The organism is Hamadaea sp. NPDC051192 (genome assembly GCF_040682475.1).
Lineage (GTDB): Bacteria > Actinomycetota > Actinomycetes > Mycobacteriales > Micromonosporaceae > Hamadaea > Hamadaea flava.
Genome location: NZ_JBFBAZ010000047.1, coordinates 22,803 through 37,732, shown reverse-complemented (window position 1 = coordinate 37,732; position 14,930 = coordinate 22,803). Strand labels below are relative to the sequence as shown.

18 protein-coding genes are annotated in these 14,930 nt (G+C 68.7%); 9 read left to right on the top strand and 9 right to left on the bottom strand.

Translation table 11 applies throughout. From position 1 onward, the window contains the following. Window positions 1-22: 22 nt before the first annotated feature. A complete protein-coding gene (locus tag AB0M47_RS21050) occupies window positions 23-1,210 on the bottom strand; it encodes a helix-turn-helix transcriptional regulator (RefSeq protein ID WP_363416133.1) in 1,188 nt (395 codons plus the stop codon). Window positions 1,211-1,854: 644 nt separating this feature from the next. Between AB0M47_RS21050 and AB0M47_RS21045 the strand changes: the two genes are divergently transcribed. From AB0M47_RS21045 to AB0M47_RS21035, 3 genes are all read left to right on the top strand, one after another. Further along, a complete protein-coding gene (locus tag AB0M47_RS21045; protein ID WP_363416130.1) occupies window positions 1,855-2,400 on the top strand; it encodes a hypothetical protein in 546 nt (181 codons plus the stop codon). A gap of 32 nt (window positions 2,401-2,432) precedes the next feature. After that, the gene (locus AB0M47_RS21040) at window positions 2,433-3,341 is read left to right on the top strand and encodes a hypothetical protein (RefSeq protein ID WP_363416127.1); all 909 of its coding nucleotides are present in this window, start codon (window positions 2,433-2,435) and stop codon (window positions 3,339-3,341) included. 116 nt (window positions 3,342-3,457) lie between these two features. Beyond that, the gene (locus AB0M47_RS21035) at window positions 3,458-3,697 is read left to right on the top strand and encodes a hypothetical protein (RefSeq protein WP_363416125.1); all 240 of its coding nucleotides are present in this window, start codon (window positions 3,458-3,460) and stop codon (window positions 3,695-3,697) included. A 139-nt stretch (window positions 3,698-3,836) separates the two neighbouring features. Here the strand turns inward: AB0M47_RS21035 and AB0M47_RS21030 are convergent, their stop codons facing one another. Further along, window positions 3,837-4,487 carry an NYN domain-containing protein gene (locus AB0M47_RS21030; RefSeq protein WP_363416123.1) on the bottom strand — a complete coding sequence of 217 codons (651 nt, stop codon included), beginning with the start codon at window positions 4,485-4,487 and terminating at the stop codon, window positions 3,837-3,839. A gap of 406 nt (window positions 4,488-4,893) precedes the next feature. Next, window positions 4,894-5,103, bottom strand: coding sequence for a hypothetical protein (locus tag AB0M47_RS21025; protein WP_363416120.1), 210 nt, complete (start codon window positions 5,101-5,103; stop codon window positions 4,894-4,896). 197 nt (window positions 5,104-5,300) lie between these two features. On the opposite strand from AB0M47_RS21025, the gene AB0M47_RS21020 reads away from it, so the two are divergent. Further along, window positions 5,301-6,041 (top strand): recombinase family protein, encoded by a 741-nt coding sequence (locus tag AB0M47_RS21020; RefSeq protein WP_363416117.1) that lies wholly within the window; start codon window positions 5,301-5,303, stop codon window positions 6,039-6,041. A gap of 175 nt (window positions 6,042-6,216) precedes the next feature. Continuing rightward, window positions 6,217-6,339: a hypothetical protein gene (locus AB0M47_RS21015; protein ID WP_363416114.1), complete on the top strand. Its 123-nt coding sequence runs from the start codon at window positions 6,217-6,219 to the stop codon at window positions 6,337-6,339. 204 nt (window positions 6,340-6,543) lie between these two features. Here the strand turns inward: AB0M47_RS21015 and AB0M47_RS21010 are convergent, their stop codons facing one another. From AB0M47_RS21010 to AB0M47_RS20990, 5 genes are all read right to left on the bottom strand, one after another. Beyond that, on the bottom strand, window positions 6,544-7,434 hold the full coding sequence (locus tag AB0M47_RS21010; RefSeq protein WP_363416112.1) for a hypothetical protein: 891 nt from the start codon (window positions 7,432-7,434) through the stop codon (window positions 6,544-6,546). 201 nt (window positions 7,435-7,635) lie between these two features. Further along, the gene (locus AB0M47_RS21005) at window positions 7,636-7,959 is read right to left on the bottom strand and encodes a hypothetical protein (protein WP_363416109.1); all 324 of its coding nucleotides are present in this window, start codon (window positions 7,957-7,959) and stop codon (window positions 7,636-7,638) included. Further along, on the bottom strand, window positions 7,956-8,153 hold the full coding sequence (locus AB0M47_RS21000) for a hypothetical protein (RefSeq protein ID WP_363416106.1): 198 nt from the start codon (window positions 8,151-8,153) through the stop codon (window positions 7,956-7,958). The genes AB0M47_RS21005 and AB0M47_RS21000 overlap by 4 nt, the downstream gene beginning before the upstream one ends. Window positions 8,154-8,201: 48 nt before the next feature. Further along, the gene (locus AB0M47_RS20995) at window positions 8,202-9,071 is read right to left on the bottom strand and encodes an ADP-ribosyltransferase (protein WP_363416103.1); all 870 of its coding nucleotides are present in this window, start codon (window positions 9,069-9,071) and stop codon (window positions 8,202-8,204) included. A gap of 128 nt (window positions 9,072-9,199) precedes the next feature. Continuing rightward, entirely contained in the window at window positions 9,200-9,907 is a 708-nt protein-coding gene (locus AB0M47_RS20990; RefSeq protein WP_363416100.1) for a DUF4417 domain-containing protein, read from the bottom strand. 532 nt (window positions 9,908-10,439) lie between these two features. Between AB0M47_RS20990 and AB0M47_RS20985 the strand changes: the two genes are divergently transcribed. From AB0M47_RS20985 to AB0M47_RS20970, 4 genes are all read left to right on the top strand, one after another. Beyond that, window positions 10,440-10,883, top strand: coding sequence for a hypothetical protein (locus AB0M47_RS20985; RefSeq protein ID WP_363416097.1), 444 nt, complete (start codon window positions 10,440-10,442; stop codon window positions 10,881-10,883). An 841-nt stretch (window positions 10,884-11,724) separates the two neighbouring features. Continuing rightward, a complete protein-coding gene (locus AB0M47_RS20980; protein WP_363416094.1) occupies window positions 11,725-11,907 on the top strand; it encodes a hypothetical protein in 183 nt (60 codons plus the stop codon). Window positions 11,908-11,929: 22 nt separating this feature from the next. After that, window positions 11,930-13,588 carry a helix-turn-helix transcriptional regulator gene (locus tag AB0M47_RS20975; RefSeq protein ID WP_363416091.1) on the top strand — a complete coding sequence of 553 codons (1,659 nt, stop codon included), beginning with the start codon at window positions 11,930-11,932 and terminating at the stop codon, window positions 13,586-13,588. A gap of 177 nt (window positions 13,589-13,765) precedes the next feature. Further along, on the top strand, window positions 13,766-14,125 hold the full coding sequence (locus AB0M47_RS20970) for a hypothetical protein (RefSeq protein WP_363416088.1): 360 nt from the start codon (window positions 13,766-13,768) through the stop codon (window positions 14,123-14,125). A gap of 33 nt (window positions 14,126-14,158) precedes the next feature. Here the strand turns inward: AB0M47_RS20970 and AB0M47_RS20965 are convergent, their stop codons facing one another. After that, window positions 14,159-14,803, bottom strand: coding sequence for a hypothetical protein (locus AB0M47_RS20965; RefSeq protein WP_363416085.1), 645 nt, complete (start codon window positions 14,801-14,803; stop codon window positions 14,159-14,161). Between the last annotated feature and the right edge of the window lie 127 nt (window positions 14,804-14,930).

The window sequence follows — 14,930 nt, the reverse complement described above, 5'->3', positions numbered from 1 at the left end:
CATCCGGCGGGGGCAAGGTCTCTCAACCATTACCGAGGGCGGCCTGCAGGTCGCGTACCGCCGAACGGTACGTCTGCGCTTCTGGCGCACCTCGATACTGGGCTTGCAGCTCCGCGTCCAGCTCGCCCGCCACCATGAGCAGGCTGGGCAGGCTCTGCCGGGCAGCGGCCAGCGCAGCGATCCCACCGTCGACCGCCTGCTCCAGCTCGCCCGCTCGCGCGGCCGCCACCGCCAGGGTCAGCCGGGCCTCGGCCACTCGCATCGGCGAGGTGACCTGACCGTCCGCTGTGGTGTGGGTGTCGATCACGATCTGCGCGTACTCAGCAGCCGTCTCGGTCGCCCCCGCCAGACGCATCGCATCCATCGAGTAGAACGGCCACTTCTGGGTGTCGATCACGAAGTGGTTGTCGGTCCGTCCTTTGTTGCCGTACTGATCGAGCAGACTCTGGCCCAGGTCGAGCACCCGGCGCAGCCCGTCAACGTCTCCCAGCCGGGCCAGGGCCTTGGCTTCCTGGCCGAGCAGTTGCAGCCGCACTCCGTGCTCGGGCGCCGCGTTCTGGCCAGCCCTGGCGTGGTCGAGCACGTCCTCGTACCGGCCAGAGGTCAACGCGAACCAGGCCGCCATCTCATATCCCCAGCCGACGATCTCCGAGGCACCGGCCTCCCGCCCGAGCTGTATCGCCCCGACCCGGGTGTTCTCGGCCGACGCCGACAGACCCATGTCGTACTCAAGGCAGCCGGCCAGCAGCGCCAGCCACCCAGCCTGGACCAGTAGTTCGGTATGCGCGCGCAGGCTTGGCGAACCTCGACGTAGCACGCCGCTCACCCGGCGCAGCAGCCCGTGGGTTTCGGTCCGCAGCTGGCTGGGGTCGTCATGGACGTACCGGCAGCACAGCTGTTCCACCTCGATCGCGAGTTGATCGAGCGTTGCTGCGCCGGCGTCGGCTCGGCGCAGCCGAGCTAGTAGGTCGGTCGTCGCGGACGGGTTTGTATCCCGGCGTGCCGCCTGGTCCAGGTGGGCGGCCGCGATCAGGTCGCCGCGGGCCGACAGGGCAACGTCGAGTTCTCGGGCCGCCCGCTCGCTCGGCGTCCGCCCGGCTTCCAGCTTCGCGATATAGCTGGGGTCATAGATCACTCGCTCGGCCAGGTCCCGCTGCGACAGTCCGCGCTGCACACGCAACCGGCGCAGGCCGTCAGCGAACGTCGACACTCGGTCTCCTGTCACCCGTAGCCGCTGACAAAACGGCGCGCGCCTATTTGTCAGCGCCGATCCGGTGGATCCACTCACGACGCTACGCCCACCATCGAAGTGGCGGCGGCGACGGGCCGCCGAGGGCACCAAGGAATCGGCGGACTGCGACAAAGCCTCCACCTGCTGATTCGAGCCCCAAGGCTTACGCACGGGAGGAGTGATCGGAAAGATGTGGCCTCGTTCCCCCGGACAGGACAAGCGCGTCCCGCTCACAGACGCGCTGGCCCAGGCCGCGTTGGTCGCTCCGACCGTGCGTCTGCCGACCGTCCAAGGAACGCTCACCAGCACCGCGCCGCTGCTCACTCACGTATGGCGGCTGATGCTGCACCGACCAACCGGTGCACGAAGCTCGGCACCGTGACTGCGTGAGCAGGGGTGCCGCACACCGCACCCGGTGTGGAGGCACGGTGCCGACCGGACGCCTGGCTCGCAACCAGGCGGGCAACGGCCGGGCGAGGACACCGCGGTTCGCCCACAAACGACCGCGCCTCGCCCGGCCGTAACCGTTCCTGCCCAGTTCACAGCGCTGTGGCGGAACGCTCTATCCCTTCCAACCACGCCGGACGGTCGTTGAACCGTCGTCGGTAGAACGGAGTCCCCTCATGCGAAGAACCCTCCGAACCACCGCCGCCAGCCTGCTGGCAGTCGCTCTCGTGTTCGCGACGCCGGGCGCCGCCCACGCCATCGAGTCGTGGGGATCGCGGACCGAGTACAAGGGCCCCACGAGCGGCTCGTACGGCAAGCAGACCTGGGACGCCGGCCTGGACTATCTCTACGGCCAGGTCTACGCCGGAGGCACCCTCGCCAGCGGCTGGTGTCTGGACAGCCTGTTCGACTGGAAAGTCTCCAGCGGTCACCACGACGCCCGCGCCTGGCGGACCTGCCGGTCCACCGCCTCGATCGACTCCGAGGTCATCGACAGCGCGTCCACGATCCAGGGGCTTCAGAAGGCTGGCACCTGCTACGGCCCCGACCAGCAGACGAATACGTCCGCCTCGCAGTGCGTCAACGCGACCGGGTTCCTGATCACGGTCGTGAACTCGATCAACGTCGCGTTCCCGAACAACTGCGCGTACCACAAGACGCGCAACGTGGACAACACCGTCATTTCGTTCAGCGGCGGAAACCCGCTGTCGTGCGCCTCATGACCATCCCGCCAACGACCGTCAAGGAAGGTCTCATGCGACACACGCTCATCACCACCACGGCGGCCGCCGCCGTAGCCCTCGGGCTGCTCGCCGGCTGCGCCACGAACCAGGCCGGCCAGACCGATGGAACATTCGCGACCAGTCCGGCCGCCGCCCGCTACGAGCAGCTGGTCACCGACATCTGGGGCACCAGCGCCGATCGGCAGCTCGCCGACCGGCTCGCTCATCACCGCATGCAGCAGGCCATCGCCACCTGCATGCGCGACGCTGGGCACGACTACCAGCCGCCCGCATACCAGGGCATCGGCGGCGCGGCGCCCATCGCGATCGGCGACATCGACGGGGTGGCCCCGCTCGGCCACGACTGGGGCATCGCCGCAGGAAAGATCCAATCGGCGACCGGCGTCCAGCAGACGCGCCTCGCCGGCGGCAACCCAGCGGGGCTCGCCACCGGCGAGGCGGGCAAGGCGTACACCGCGGCGATGGACAAGTGCCAGAACGCCGGCGACACGTTCATCGCCAACACCTACCCGACCGGAGTGGTCGACCAGAGCACCTCGCTGGAGAACGGCCTGCGCGAGGTCACCGGGACCGAGCAGTATCAGCAGCTCGACGCCGAATACCTCGACTGCCTCGGACAGACGGGCATCTACGTCAAGTCATGGGCCGAGCTGCACCAGCAGACCGTGGCCCGGTTCCCCGCCGTCTCGACCGGCGTCGACGAACTGCGGCGCCTGCAACCGTTCCTGGCCGCGTCCGAAGCGGAGAAGGTCGCCGCGGCCGCCGACGCCCAGTGCCGCTCCGACCTGTACGCCTACACCGTGACCGCGATCGGCCCGCACATCGACCGCATGCGCGGGGAAGGCGGCAAGGCGCTCGCCGAGGTCGTCAACGGCTGGAATACCCTGCGCACCGAAGCCACAGCCGCCGGCCTCAACTGATTCCCCGCACCGTCTGACCAGGAGAGCCGAAACCGACCACCACAGGTCGTCCAGGATGCCGAGGACAACCCAGGCTTGATGGGAATAAGGGGCACATCGGGCACGTTGGCCTGATCATGGCGGTAAAGGTAAAGGTCAACCAGCAGGCGTTGCGCCGGATCGGCGACAACGTCGTACTCAAGATCGACCAGGAGATCGTTCAGCCGGTCGCTCGCACACACTCCGGACGGCCCGTCTCCGACGTGGTCGCCGAACTCCACCGCCGCGCCACCGCGCGCGGCCTGAAATGGGACGGCTGGACCGAAATCGCAACCGCGATCAGTGAAGGTCGGCCCGTCGTCGTACGGCGGCGGTAGCTCCCCTGGCGTTCGGCGCCCCGGTCGTGCCCTGGCACGACCGGGGCGCTGTGGTCATCGGCGGCCTTCCGAATCCTCCTGGCCTCAAGCCTTGACTCCACGGAATCGCGTGGGCGCACCGTGGGTCTTCACGTCACGATCAGGCCCATTTCGCGGGCCGGTGGAACACCCTGTTGGCGGCGTCGGTGACGGTCGGCGGCAGCTGGGCGTTGCGCAGTGCTGACTCGTTGATGAAGAACGGCCGCACGTCGCCGATCGCCGTCCAGCGGCCGGAGAAGCCGGAGTTACCGGGTGGCAGGGCGAGGTAGATCGGCCGAGTGGGGGCGACCAGCCGCACCGCTGCGAGAGCGGGCACGAGGTCGGTGTCGGCGCTGATGAGCATGGTGGCGTCGCCGATTCCTTGGGCGGCGTCGGCGACCATCATGGCGCCGAGGGCGACGTCGGTCTCCTTCTCCTCGTAGCTCTTGTAGTCACGGGGGCAGCCGCACTGGTAGGGCTTTGAGCAGCGGCGACACGGCTTGATGGTGCGGTCTTTGAACCGGCCGAGCCGGACGTCGACGAGCTGGCCGTTGTGCGCGGCCAGCGCCGCGAGGTAGTCCTGCTGGTTCTGGGCCGCCGCGGGCTCGTTCTTCACGATCGCGCTGAAGTAGCGAACGACGCTCACCTGGTCATCGCGGCGGGTTCGCCGGACCAGCTCCACGACGTCGAGCCACTGGTACCGGCGGCCGTACTTGTTGTGCATGCCGAAGTACAGGTTGAAGCCGTCGACGTAGGCCGTGATGGCTGCCACGTTGCAGAGCCTCCTGAGCGTCATACGGGCCCGTCCGGGTGGGGAGCGGGAGAGTTTGGGCGGGGAACAGGCAGGAACTGGAGGGAACTGGCGGGGCTTGGTCGTGTACAGTGGGCGTATACGACGCGGAGAGATACCGCAGGAACGGCCCCCGCAAGGGGGTCGTTTTTTTGCGCCCATGCGCTGGCGGGGGAACTCTATCGGACGGGGAGGACAACCAGCCGATATCGCTAACCGTGTACACAGCCTGCAACACCCAGGTCACACGACCAGCGGCCTCGTAGTTCGTCGCTGAGCGTATGAAGCGACCCCAGCCCGCACGGGGGGCGAGCTGAGGTCTCTGGTCTTGGTGCCGGCGGGTGCGCCACCGGCACGGACTGAGCGTAGGCCGACGAGGGACACCAGGTCACCCCTCAACGAGCAGGTCGGCGTTGGCCGGGTGGATCCAGTCGTACGCCGGCGTCTCGATCGTGTGGCCGCAGTCGGCGCACGTGCGCAGCTGGACGTCGCCGACGCGCGGGCCGGGTGGGAACATGCCAGGTCCGCCGTGGCGTGGGCAGTGGGACTCGATGGTGAACCGCAGTGGGGTTCCGGGCTTGTGAGAGGTGAGGGTCATGGCCTGGGAGTGTGCGCCGTCTCGCCAGGGTCAACCGTGGGTGTCGGAAAACGACGGTTTTTCCGACAGTCCATCATGGATGGTCGCCGGAACCATGTGACCTCGGATCCACCCCGGCGCGGAGTGTCGGAAAAGTAGTGTCGAAAAGTCGGAGTGTCGCAAAAGATGCGAAGTGGCTTTTCCCTACACTCGCGGTCATGACGACGCACCCCTCACCATCCGGCGCTCTGGTCCTGGTCGACGGTGACGACTTACTTCAGCCCGTTCCGGTCTCGCCGGGTGGCGTACTGATCGGCTATGCCCGTGTGTCGACCAAGGCTCAGAACCTCGACCGTCAGATGATCGCGTTGAAGGCCGCGGGCTGCGCCAAGATCTTCGCCGACAAGCTGTCGGGCAAGAACGCCGACCGGCCCGAGCTGATCAAGTGCCTGGAGTACGCGCGGCCCGGTGACGCCGTGGTGGTTACCGAGCTGTCGCGGATGGGCCGCTCGCTGAAGGATCTGATCACCATCGTGGGTGACCTGCGTACGCAGGGGATCGGATTCAAGTCGCTCAAGGAGCAGCTAGACACCAGCTCCCCGGCGGGACGGTTGATCTTCCATGTGTTTGCGGCGTTGGCCGAGTTCCTTCGCGAGTTGATCCTGGAGAACTCGGCCGAGGGCTTGGAAGCCGCCAAGGAACGCGGCGTACGGCTCGGCCGGCCACCGGCGATGAACCCACAGCAGGTCCAAGCCGCCCTCGATCTGCTGGCCAACCCCCGCGCCACGGTCAGCTCGATCGCGAAGATCCTCGGCGTGCACCGGTCGACGCTCTACGCACACCTGCCCGAGCTGAAGCTCACCCGGGCCAAGGCCCGCGCCGGGCAACTGGTCGACGCGAGCCGTCCGGCATCGCGCGCGCTGGATCCGGATGGCTCGCGTCCATCACCCGGTGCCTAGATCCATGCAGCCAGGGCAACCCGACAAATACCGACTTACCCGCCTGCTATATAGCAGGGCGTAACCACTTTGGGCACTCATGCAGTTGACGGGTTGAGGGCCCCAGACCTCGTGCATTTCCTTCACGGCTCCGGTGAGCGCACGTGCCCCACTCGGGGGCGGGAAGGAACGCACGATGCGCGATCTGGATCCCCAGCCGGAGCCGAGCGAGATGATCGTGGCGCTGTACGCGCTCGCGACGCTCGTCCAGGCCCTGGCGGCGTTGTTCAACGCCATGAACGGGTGCGGCCCTGCCTGACGGCAGGGCCGCTTCGGGGAGCCTCGCTTCTTGGTCTGGCCGGCCGGGCGGGGCTTCCACCGTCTCTACTCGCGCTTCGTCACGTGACGCGGCGAGGCATGACACCGTGCGCAACGATCCGCTGGCGACACACGACGCGCGACACGCCGTCCAAAAGCGGTCGACACGCGGTCATTCAGGGACATCGGACACCGTCAGACACCATCAGGAAGGCGCGAGCCGGACGTGTTCGGCGGGAACGATCATGCCCGGGAAGGTGCCGCGCGCCTCGATGACGTACTCGGCCGGCGGCCCGGATACCGCCCACTCGATCCCGATCACGAGTCCTGTTGCGCCGGTGTGTTCGCCCGAGCTGACCTCGACCCGGTTTCCCGGGGCGTAGCCACCGCTGGTGGCGGTCAGCGTGGCGTCGAGCACCTGGCGGGCGGCGCGGATCTGCACGCCTGCGTACTGGGGGAATCCGGCCTCGTTGTAGCCGTACGGGACCTTGGTTGCCTGGTGGTACCCGGACGCCACGCGCGCGGCCTCTTCGCGGCGACGCCGGTCGGGCAGCTGGCGTCCGGCTTCGAGCGCGGCGGGGATGCGTTCGCTGTGCAGCCGTTTGTGGTCGCCGTCGACGACGAGCCGGGCGGCGCGGTCCAGTTCGGCGCACGCGGCGTCGACGGCGTCGGTGTCGGCGAGCTCGGCGACCCACGCCAGGTGCTTGGGGTCGGGCCACAGGTCCGGCTGCTCGTGCAGGGCGACCAAGTACAGCAGTTCCAGGGCCAGGACGTTGCTCATCACGCCCGTCCCGCCGAACACGAACCCGTAGTGGCTCTTGGGCTTCAGCGGCGGGTACCGGTCGGCCAGGTGCCAGGCGCGGCCGCCGGCAACGAGGGTGGCGCGGCGGGCCTCGTGGGCGTGCTGTTCGGGCGTCCAGATGGTGACGCGGGCCTGCTGGTAGTACTCGCGCAGCGGGTCCACGCCGGGTGGCGGCGGGACGGACGCCGGGCGACCCGGATCGCCGTTCATGCGGCGCAGGGCGGCGGTGTAGCTGATGCCCTGCTGCGCGGCCAGGGCACGCGCGGCGGTCTTGCGGGTCTTGTCGCTGGTCATGACGGAGTCCATTCGGGCTGGAGGTCCCACACCCCTCCGCCACAGGCTCGACGTCCACAGCTGAGAAGGCGGCGCGCGAGTCGTAGACCCTTGTCCTCGGTCACCGTCGGCGGCGTGGGCGCCAGATGGCTCGGAGTCAGGCGGGCGCGGCCGCCGGGCTCCAGCGTAAAGACACCCACTGACAAGGGCCAGATCGCAGGCTCACGGTTCGTGTACCTCGATGAGGTCTGCCAGCAGGCGGCGGATCGTGTTCAGGTGCTGGTGGATCCGGCGCAGGGTCTCGGCGTCCACGCCATCCAGTTGCTCGCGCAGCTGGTCGACGTCGACCAGCTGGACGCGGTCGAGCTGGTCGACGACTAGCTGCCGCAGGTGCTGTTCGGTTGGTGCGCGCCGCTGCCGGTAGGCCGCCTGCTGGCAGGCCCGGGAGCAGTACCAGGCGCGGCGACCGCCCTGGCGCTGCTCGACGGTCTTCTCGCAGGTCGGCCCCAGACAGACCGAGCGGTCCTCCGTGCTTACGCCGCTCATTCGTTGTCGTCCTCAAGTTCGGCTGGTGTCTGCTCGTCGGCCTGGTCCTCGTCGACGTCGGCCGGCCGAATGGCGAGCAGCGCCCGGAAGTCCTCGATGGCCTTGAGGTCGACGTCGGTCAGCAGGCCGGCCGCTCGGGCGTGCCCGCCGCCGGGTAGCGCCTGACACGACAGCCGGGATCGCCTGGTCACCATCTCGCGCCTCCGTTTCCTGTTGGCCATCAACCGAGCAGGGCTGGCGGGTCATGACGGTTCGGCGGCCTCCACGTCGAGCCATCGGATGCCGTGGTCGCCTTGGACGCCGTGGTCGGCGATGACACGGAAGGTCAGGCCACGGGGGAGCACGACCTCGCCCTCGTCGTCGACGGCGCCGGGGTCGTCGCGGATCGCCACCGCGGCCGCGCCCTTGGGCAGATGCAGCCGGATGGCGAAGCCGCGGTCTTCGGGCAGCCCGGTGTAGACCTCGGCGGTGGCCGCGTTGCCGGTGACCGGCGTGTACCCGGGGCTCGACCAGGCCAGGCCGGTCAGGTCCCGGGTCTGCCAGTCGTTGGGCAGGATGTGGCTGCCGTCGCTGACGCCACGGTAGACGGTGATCTTCTTGCGGATCCTGGACAGCTCCAGGGCCCGGTCGAGCGCGGCAACGTCGGCGTGGGTCTCGTCGTTGTGTGGCATCGCACCGCGCAGGGCCCGGTTGACCGGCGGCTCGGCCATCCGGGTCTCGTCCACCTGGCCTCCGTGTGTGGCCCACCGTTGCAGGGCGGCACGGATCGGTTCCTTCTCGGCGGCCCGGGCGCGGCCGAACCCGGCCGTGGTGTCGTCGTAGGACCAGGATCCGGGGATGGCGTCCCAGGCGTCCATCTGGCCGGAGGCGATCGACGCTTCGCTGGCGGCCCGGTCGTAGGCGTCCATGCGTAGTGCCGTACGCGCGTCCTCGGCGGCGGAGTTCCGATCGGGGGCCGCCCAGACCTGGTCGGAGATGTCTCTGCCGTCTGCTGCGGTCACCCGGTAGCGGCGAGGTTCGCCGGGCAGCAACTCGTAGGTGCCGCCTTCGTACCCGATGACCGCGCCGACCGGCGGCGGCCCCTTCGGGCTGCCCAGGTCCTCCCATGTCATCACCCGATCGCCTGGACTGGGCGGTGCTGGCGGCGGCACCACTGACGAGCCCGTAGATGACGAGCTCGGCGATGACGAACCGGTCGCCGGCGTTGCGGTGGCGTGGCCCTTGCTGCCGCGGCCGCCCATCAGCGGCCGGCCCAGCGACTCGGGTACACGTGCACGGGCGTACCTGCGGTCAGGTCCTCGGGCGGTGGCGTGCCGTAGATCAGGACGCACACCGGGTCGAGCGCGGTCAGCATCGCCGTGTAGCCGGCCGCGAACAGCGCCTGGGCGTCACGGTCGCGTACGCCCACGGTGGACACCGCGACCAGGCTTTCCGGCGCGATCCCGGCGAACGCGAAGTCGAACGTGTCGGGGGTCGACCAGGAGATGGTCGGGATGATGTGCAGGCCGTGGGCGGCCATCCAGGCGCCGCACCAGCGGGCGCGGTAGACCTGCCACAGCTGCATCGCCAGAGGCATGTCGCGCCACAGGCTGAAGTCCGGCGTCAGCGCCGTACCGACCCGCTGCAGGCGGGTCAGCGGCCGCTCGGGCTTGGTCCATACGGTCTCGAACCGGTAGTCGTCGAGGAAGAAGTGCACGCACGAGCCGGGGCCGGCGTTCTCGCAGCCGCGCCGGTCGTTGTACGCCACCAACCGAGCAGGCTCGACCAGACCTCCGGCGGTGGGCAGGTCGGGGATGCCCCATGGGTTGCTGCTGGCGAAGATCATGCGGGTGTTGAGCCGGTCCCAGTTGCCGGGCATCTCGTTCCAGCGGTGGCTGGTGCGGGTGGCGCCGAGGGCGGCGGTGACAGTGGGGCCGCTCGGTTGGGGTGGGGCGAGGGTGGCGGGCACCTGGTTCTCCGTCCTGGTCGACCCCAGCCGCTGGGGCTGGGATGATCGTGGGGCGGTCCGAGGCGAGTACCAGTCGTCTCGGGCCGTCTGTCGTGTCTGGACGTTCGCCGACGCAGGTCCATCGAAAAACATCACACGCGGAAGTGTGACGTTTCGCCGGGCGTGATCACAATGCCAACCCCGGCGACAGCGCGGGCGGAACGTGCCCGTGATGGATACATGGTTCGGATCCCACCAGTGCTCTGACCAGGGATGTTGTGTTCCGCCAGCCAAACCGCCCGTTGACTGATAGCGCTTTGACCAGGGACAACGCCGTCAGATCGATTCTGAGCCAAGATCTGCCCAGCACCCTTGTTCGTACCCGCCTGAACACTGTCAAGGGGTGCGGCGATGGGCGGGGGGCGTGAGGAATGTGGACTCGCCGGGCCTTGCGCCGCACGTCCTCACGCGCGTGCGCGCGCGTCGGCGCGGGAATGTCCGGCACGCCGAGGCGGCCCCACTGTCACGGTGGCCTTCGCCGTAGGCTCGGCCGATGCCGGCCGAGCACGTCACGTCGCTGACCGGGCTCGTGCCAGACGACCCGCCGACCGTCACCGTGCACGGGGTGGACTCCCTGGAGGGCTCGCCGCGGCCGGTGAAGGCGGCACTGCTGGTGTGGGCGGCGTACCCGGAGGGCTGGGCGGCCGGGATCTGCTGGCCGTGGCAGCGGTTTCGCGGCAACCAGCTGCGGGCGCTGCTGACCATGTGGGTGCGCGCTAAGCAGGTCGAGCCGTTCGACGGTGTCGACTACTCGCGAGTGCCCCGGATCTTGGTCAGTGGTGGCGTCGACGCGTGGCCGGCCCTGCCGCCGGCGTACCCGAAGCTGGACCGTGGCGTGTGGCTGCCGCTGCATTTGCACGCGCCCCGGCCCGACGCGACCGGCGAGTACCTGCCGCTGCGGGCGGCCATGCGCGAGTTGAGCCGACTCCGCTCGTGAGGCTGCTTCGCTGCTACCTCGGCGCGGTTGGAATGTTTGCCTGGCGGGACGCCGGGCGGCGGGATGAGACGCCGCCCGGCGGGGACGTCGGCTGGGCGGCCGGTTGGGCCAGCCGCCCGGGTGAGGCGCAGACCCCTCCACATTGGGGCTGTCCTCGGCGCAGTGAACCGGAGAGGAACACGTCATCCGAAGTCTGATTACTCTAAGTAATCTAGGTATCGGCAGCGCACGACAACTATGGCGCACGGTTTTCCTGCGGCATAGCCACGGTTGTTCGCGACCGGCATCCGAGTGCGGCGGCGACACGCCGATTACCTGCTCGTTCACACGCTCGCCGCGCCTCGGAACATGATCGCCGTCGTCGTGTATAGCTTGCTTACCAGCGGCGATCGTTGTTCGGACCGCATCCGAGGTGTCCCTGCGCCGATCACGGAGAGGCACTGTTTTCGGACGCGCCTCCGAAAATCGGATGAGCGCCCGAACAACGTTCAACGTGCCGGATACGCGGCCGAACAACGCCTCAAGATCCACTATGGAGATACTTACGGGTAACCCGGTCTGGTGCGCCTACACCATCGCTCCTTACAGAGAATGCCTCTGGCCTGCTGTTTCTCCTCCTGTTTGGTCTGTACCGGATGGACGGGTCGTCACTCTCGGTTATGTTCGATGGTTTCTCGAACATCGGCTCCTTGGCGCACGCCGTGTAGGGCGGGGAGGATTTTCCGAGCGAGCCGTGTAGCCGGTGCCACATCACCTGCTGCGCCGTGGCTCGTAGGAGAGGAACACGTCGCCTCCATCCGGAGGCGACGTGTTATCACGTCAACCGAGTCAGGAGTTACAGGTGGTAGCGACGATGGACGCTGCCCTGCCGCCGATGTCGGCGGCCTGGGCCCGGGTCATCACCTTCGTGGTGGTGGTCCTCCTCATCCAGGTGTTGGTGGAGGCGGGGTGCGACCCGTACCTCGCGATCGGCTCGACAGTCGCGGCGGCCGGCACGGCGCTGCGTCTGGTCCGCGGGCGCTGATCGCGAGGGTGAGGACCGCGCGATGCCGCGGAAGAAGAAGCCGATCGACCCGACGCTGACCGGTCCGGTCGTGGAGTTCGCGCAGGAGCTGCGCGAGTTCCGCGAACGGGCCGGCAGCCCGTCGTACGCCGCGATGTACAACAGCGGCCACATGAGCGTCTCCAACCTGTCCACCGCGGACCAGGGAAAGACATTGCCCACCCCGGACACGGTGCGGTCGTACATCAAAGGCTGCGGCGGGTCCGACGATGACGTCCGCCGGATGCAGGCGCGCCGGGCGCAGATACAGGGGCTGCTCAGCGGGGAGCCGCCGAGCCCGGAGGGGCGTGGGCGGCGCCGGCGCGGCACGGTGGTGGAGCTGCCTGACCCGTACGGGATCGAAACCCTGCCGGGCCTGCTCGACCACTTGAAGCAGATCAAGGAGTGGGCGGGTAAGCCAACGTTCAAGGAGCTGGCTGAACGTGCGGAAACGGCCGGGCTGAGCCTGCGGCCCAGCACCGCCGGAGACATGCTCACGAAGGATCGCCTGCCGAAGATGGACACCATGGCGGCGTTCCTGCATGTCTGCGGCGTGCCCGAGGATCATCAGGCCGTGCTGGTCTCGATCCATCAGGACCTGGCCCGAGCCCGAGTCCAGTCTCGGCTTCGGCTGAGCGCCCGCCTGGCCAAGGAGGACTTGGCACTGCCGGTGCCGCCCGACCACACCTGGCCGGAGCCTGACGACGAGTCGGAGCCTGGCGTGGTCGAGCCGACGCTGCCGGTGATGCGGGAGACCACAACCACCCAGGCGGCCACGGCCGAGTCTCTGACTCGGATGGCCAGCGAGAGCGGCCCGTTCCGGGCGATGGGCGAGACCGACGCGTTCGTCCGCGACATCGGCACGTCGGAATGGGAGCGGATCGACCCGGCGTACCCGCGTCAGTGGCCAGCCGACCCGCAGGCTCATCCGACCTGGGCGCAGCGAGGCGTGCAGGTCACCGGGTCAACCGAGGACGATTGGTCGCCGGAGAAGGTCGCCGCGGTTGACGCGCTGAATGCTGAAGCCGACCGGGTCCTGATCGAGATGGGCGAGTTGAGGCTGCTGCGGCCAGGCATCCGGAAGGTTGTTCCGATACCGCGTCGCCCGGAGGCGACCTACCGCGTGCCGTTGGACAGGTTGTACTCCGGCACGCTCACGCAGATGGCTCGGGCGAAGACGACCGCTAGCACCGGTCCGGCCCGGACGCAGTATCGGCCGAAGCTGCCGAACCCGCCGTTGGGCAAGGCTCATCGCCCTCGGCACCAGCGGGGAATCTTCGGCCAGAAGGTCAAGACTGCCGACCGCAGCTCGACGCCGCCAGCCGCCGCAACCACCGACAGGACAGACTCCTGGGCGGTTTTGCAGCAGGCGAAGCTGGCTGCGGCGGATCCGTGGGACGCCTGGGCGGACCCGCCCGGTGGTGGGCTGGCGACACGTAGCTGGGAAGGCAGCGTGGCGGGGAAAGTCTTCACCGCCGTCGCGGTCATGCTCGCGGTTGGTTGCCTCGCGTTCTTCGCCATGGACCGCACCGCCCAGGCGACGAATCCGGCCGACAACGCCGCGACCTCGAGTACGTCGCCAGACCCGCAGGTGTTCGCCGAACTCGCCGTCCTGTGGGACCAGATGCGCCGCGAGCTCCACGGCCTGCCGCCGACGCCGTAGGACGGCTCCGCCGAGCAGCCTGGCCTGGTCGGCGGAGCCGAGCCGCCGCCGCTAGCCGAAATGGCGTCACGGCGGACACCATCGACCTGCTCATCTCGCGTTCCGAAGGACGGTGCTTCGTTGTCCACCCCTCTACCAGCGGTCTGGCGTCCTGTCACGGGCCGCATCGTCATCAAGATGCCGTACGACCCCACTGACCCGCGCGGCAACCGCCGCTGGCTGCACAAGCACCTCGGTAGCCGGATCCGTCCGGAGTACGCCGATGGCCAGTGGACCGTCGCGCGGGCTCACCTCCGCCACGTGGTAGGCGGTCTCGCCGACCGGTTCGGGGTGGTCCACGTCTACCTCGACCACCTGGAGCAGCAGAAATGTGACACCAGGTGCGTCACCGCCGAACGCGACGACTGCGTGTGCCAATGCGGCGGCGAAAACCACCGCGGCGCTGACTACCAACGGGCCTGGATCCAGGTCGGCGACACGACGTTGGTGGAGGCTGACCCGGCCACCGTCCGCGTCCACAAGGTCGTCTACCCCTGACCCTCGCGCATCACATTCAGTGCTGGCCAGAGGTCAGTGTCGTTTGCCCAGCGTCGGCAGACCTCCGCTGACCGGCCAGACCGATCCGCCACGGCCACGAGCGGCCTGCCGTGATGTGCTCTTCTTCGACTGCCTGGCCTTGTCCGCCCGGGTAAGACAGGTCCGGCAGTCCGGCAGGGTCGGCACGTTGATCGGACGGTTGAGGTAGCCGGTGGCGTCCGATCCGAAGGTTTTGCCGCACAGGGTGAGCCCGGCATGCTCGGGATGGACCCGGTGCATGCGGCGCGAGTCGCCGGACGGCACGACCCACCAGGGGTTTTTCCAGGTACCCACCGGTCGCATAAGAGGCATGGGATGCACCGGCTGGTACTTGAGCAGGTGGCGCGGTGGGCGGGCCAGCACCTCCTGCGCGTACTCGTAGCCGGCGGCGGCGAGGGCCTGTGTACGGACGAGACCGCACTTGTCGCAGTTGTCCCAGCCTTGTCTACGTCGGCCGACGATCAGAGACAGCTCGTCGAGCGGCAGCCCGCACATCACGATCGCCGGGTGTTCGGGATGACGCCGGTGGTAGATCCTGGCGGCCTCGCCGGCGAGGACCACCCAGCCCGGCCGTTCCCACGTCGGCGTCCGTTCCCGCTCCGGCACCACCGACTCCTCGGATGATCTACCGGTGTCCATGCCATCCACGCTACGGGCTGCTGGCGACACTCTCCAGCTCGTCCGGCGCAGGCATCTGCCCATCGTCGACAGGCTCGCTGACCTGCCCAGAACGCCTATTACCAGGAGTGCCGGACACTTCGAGTGT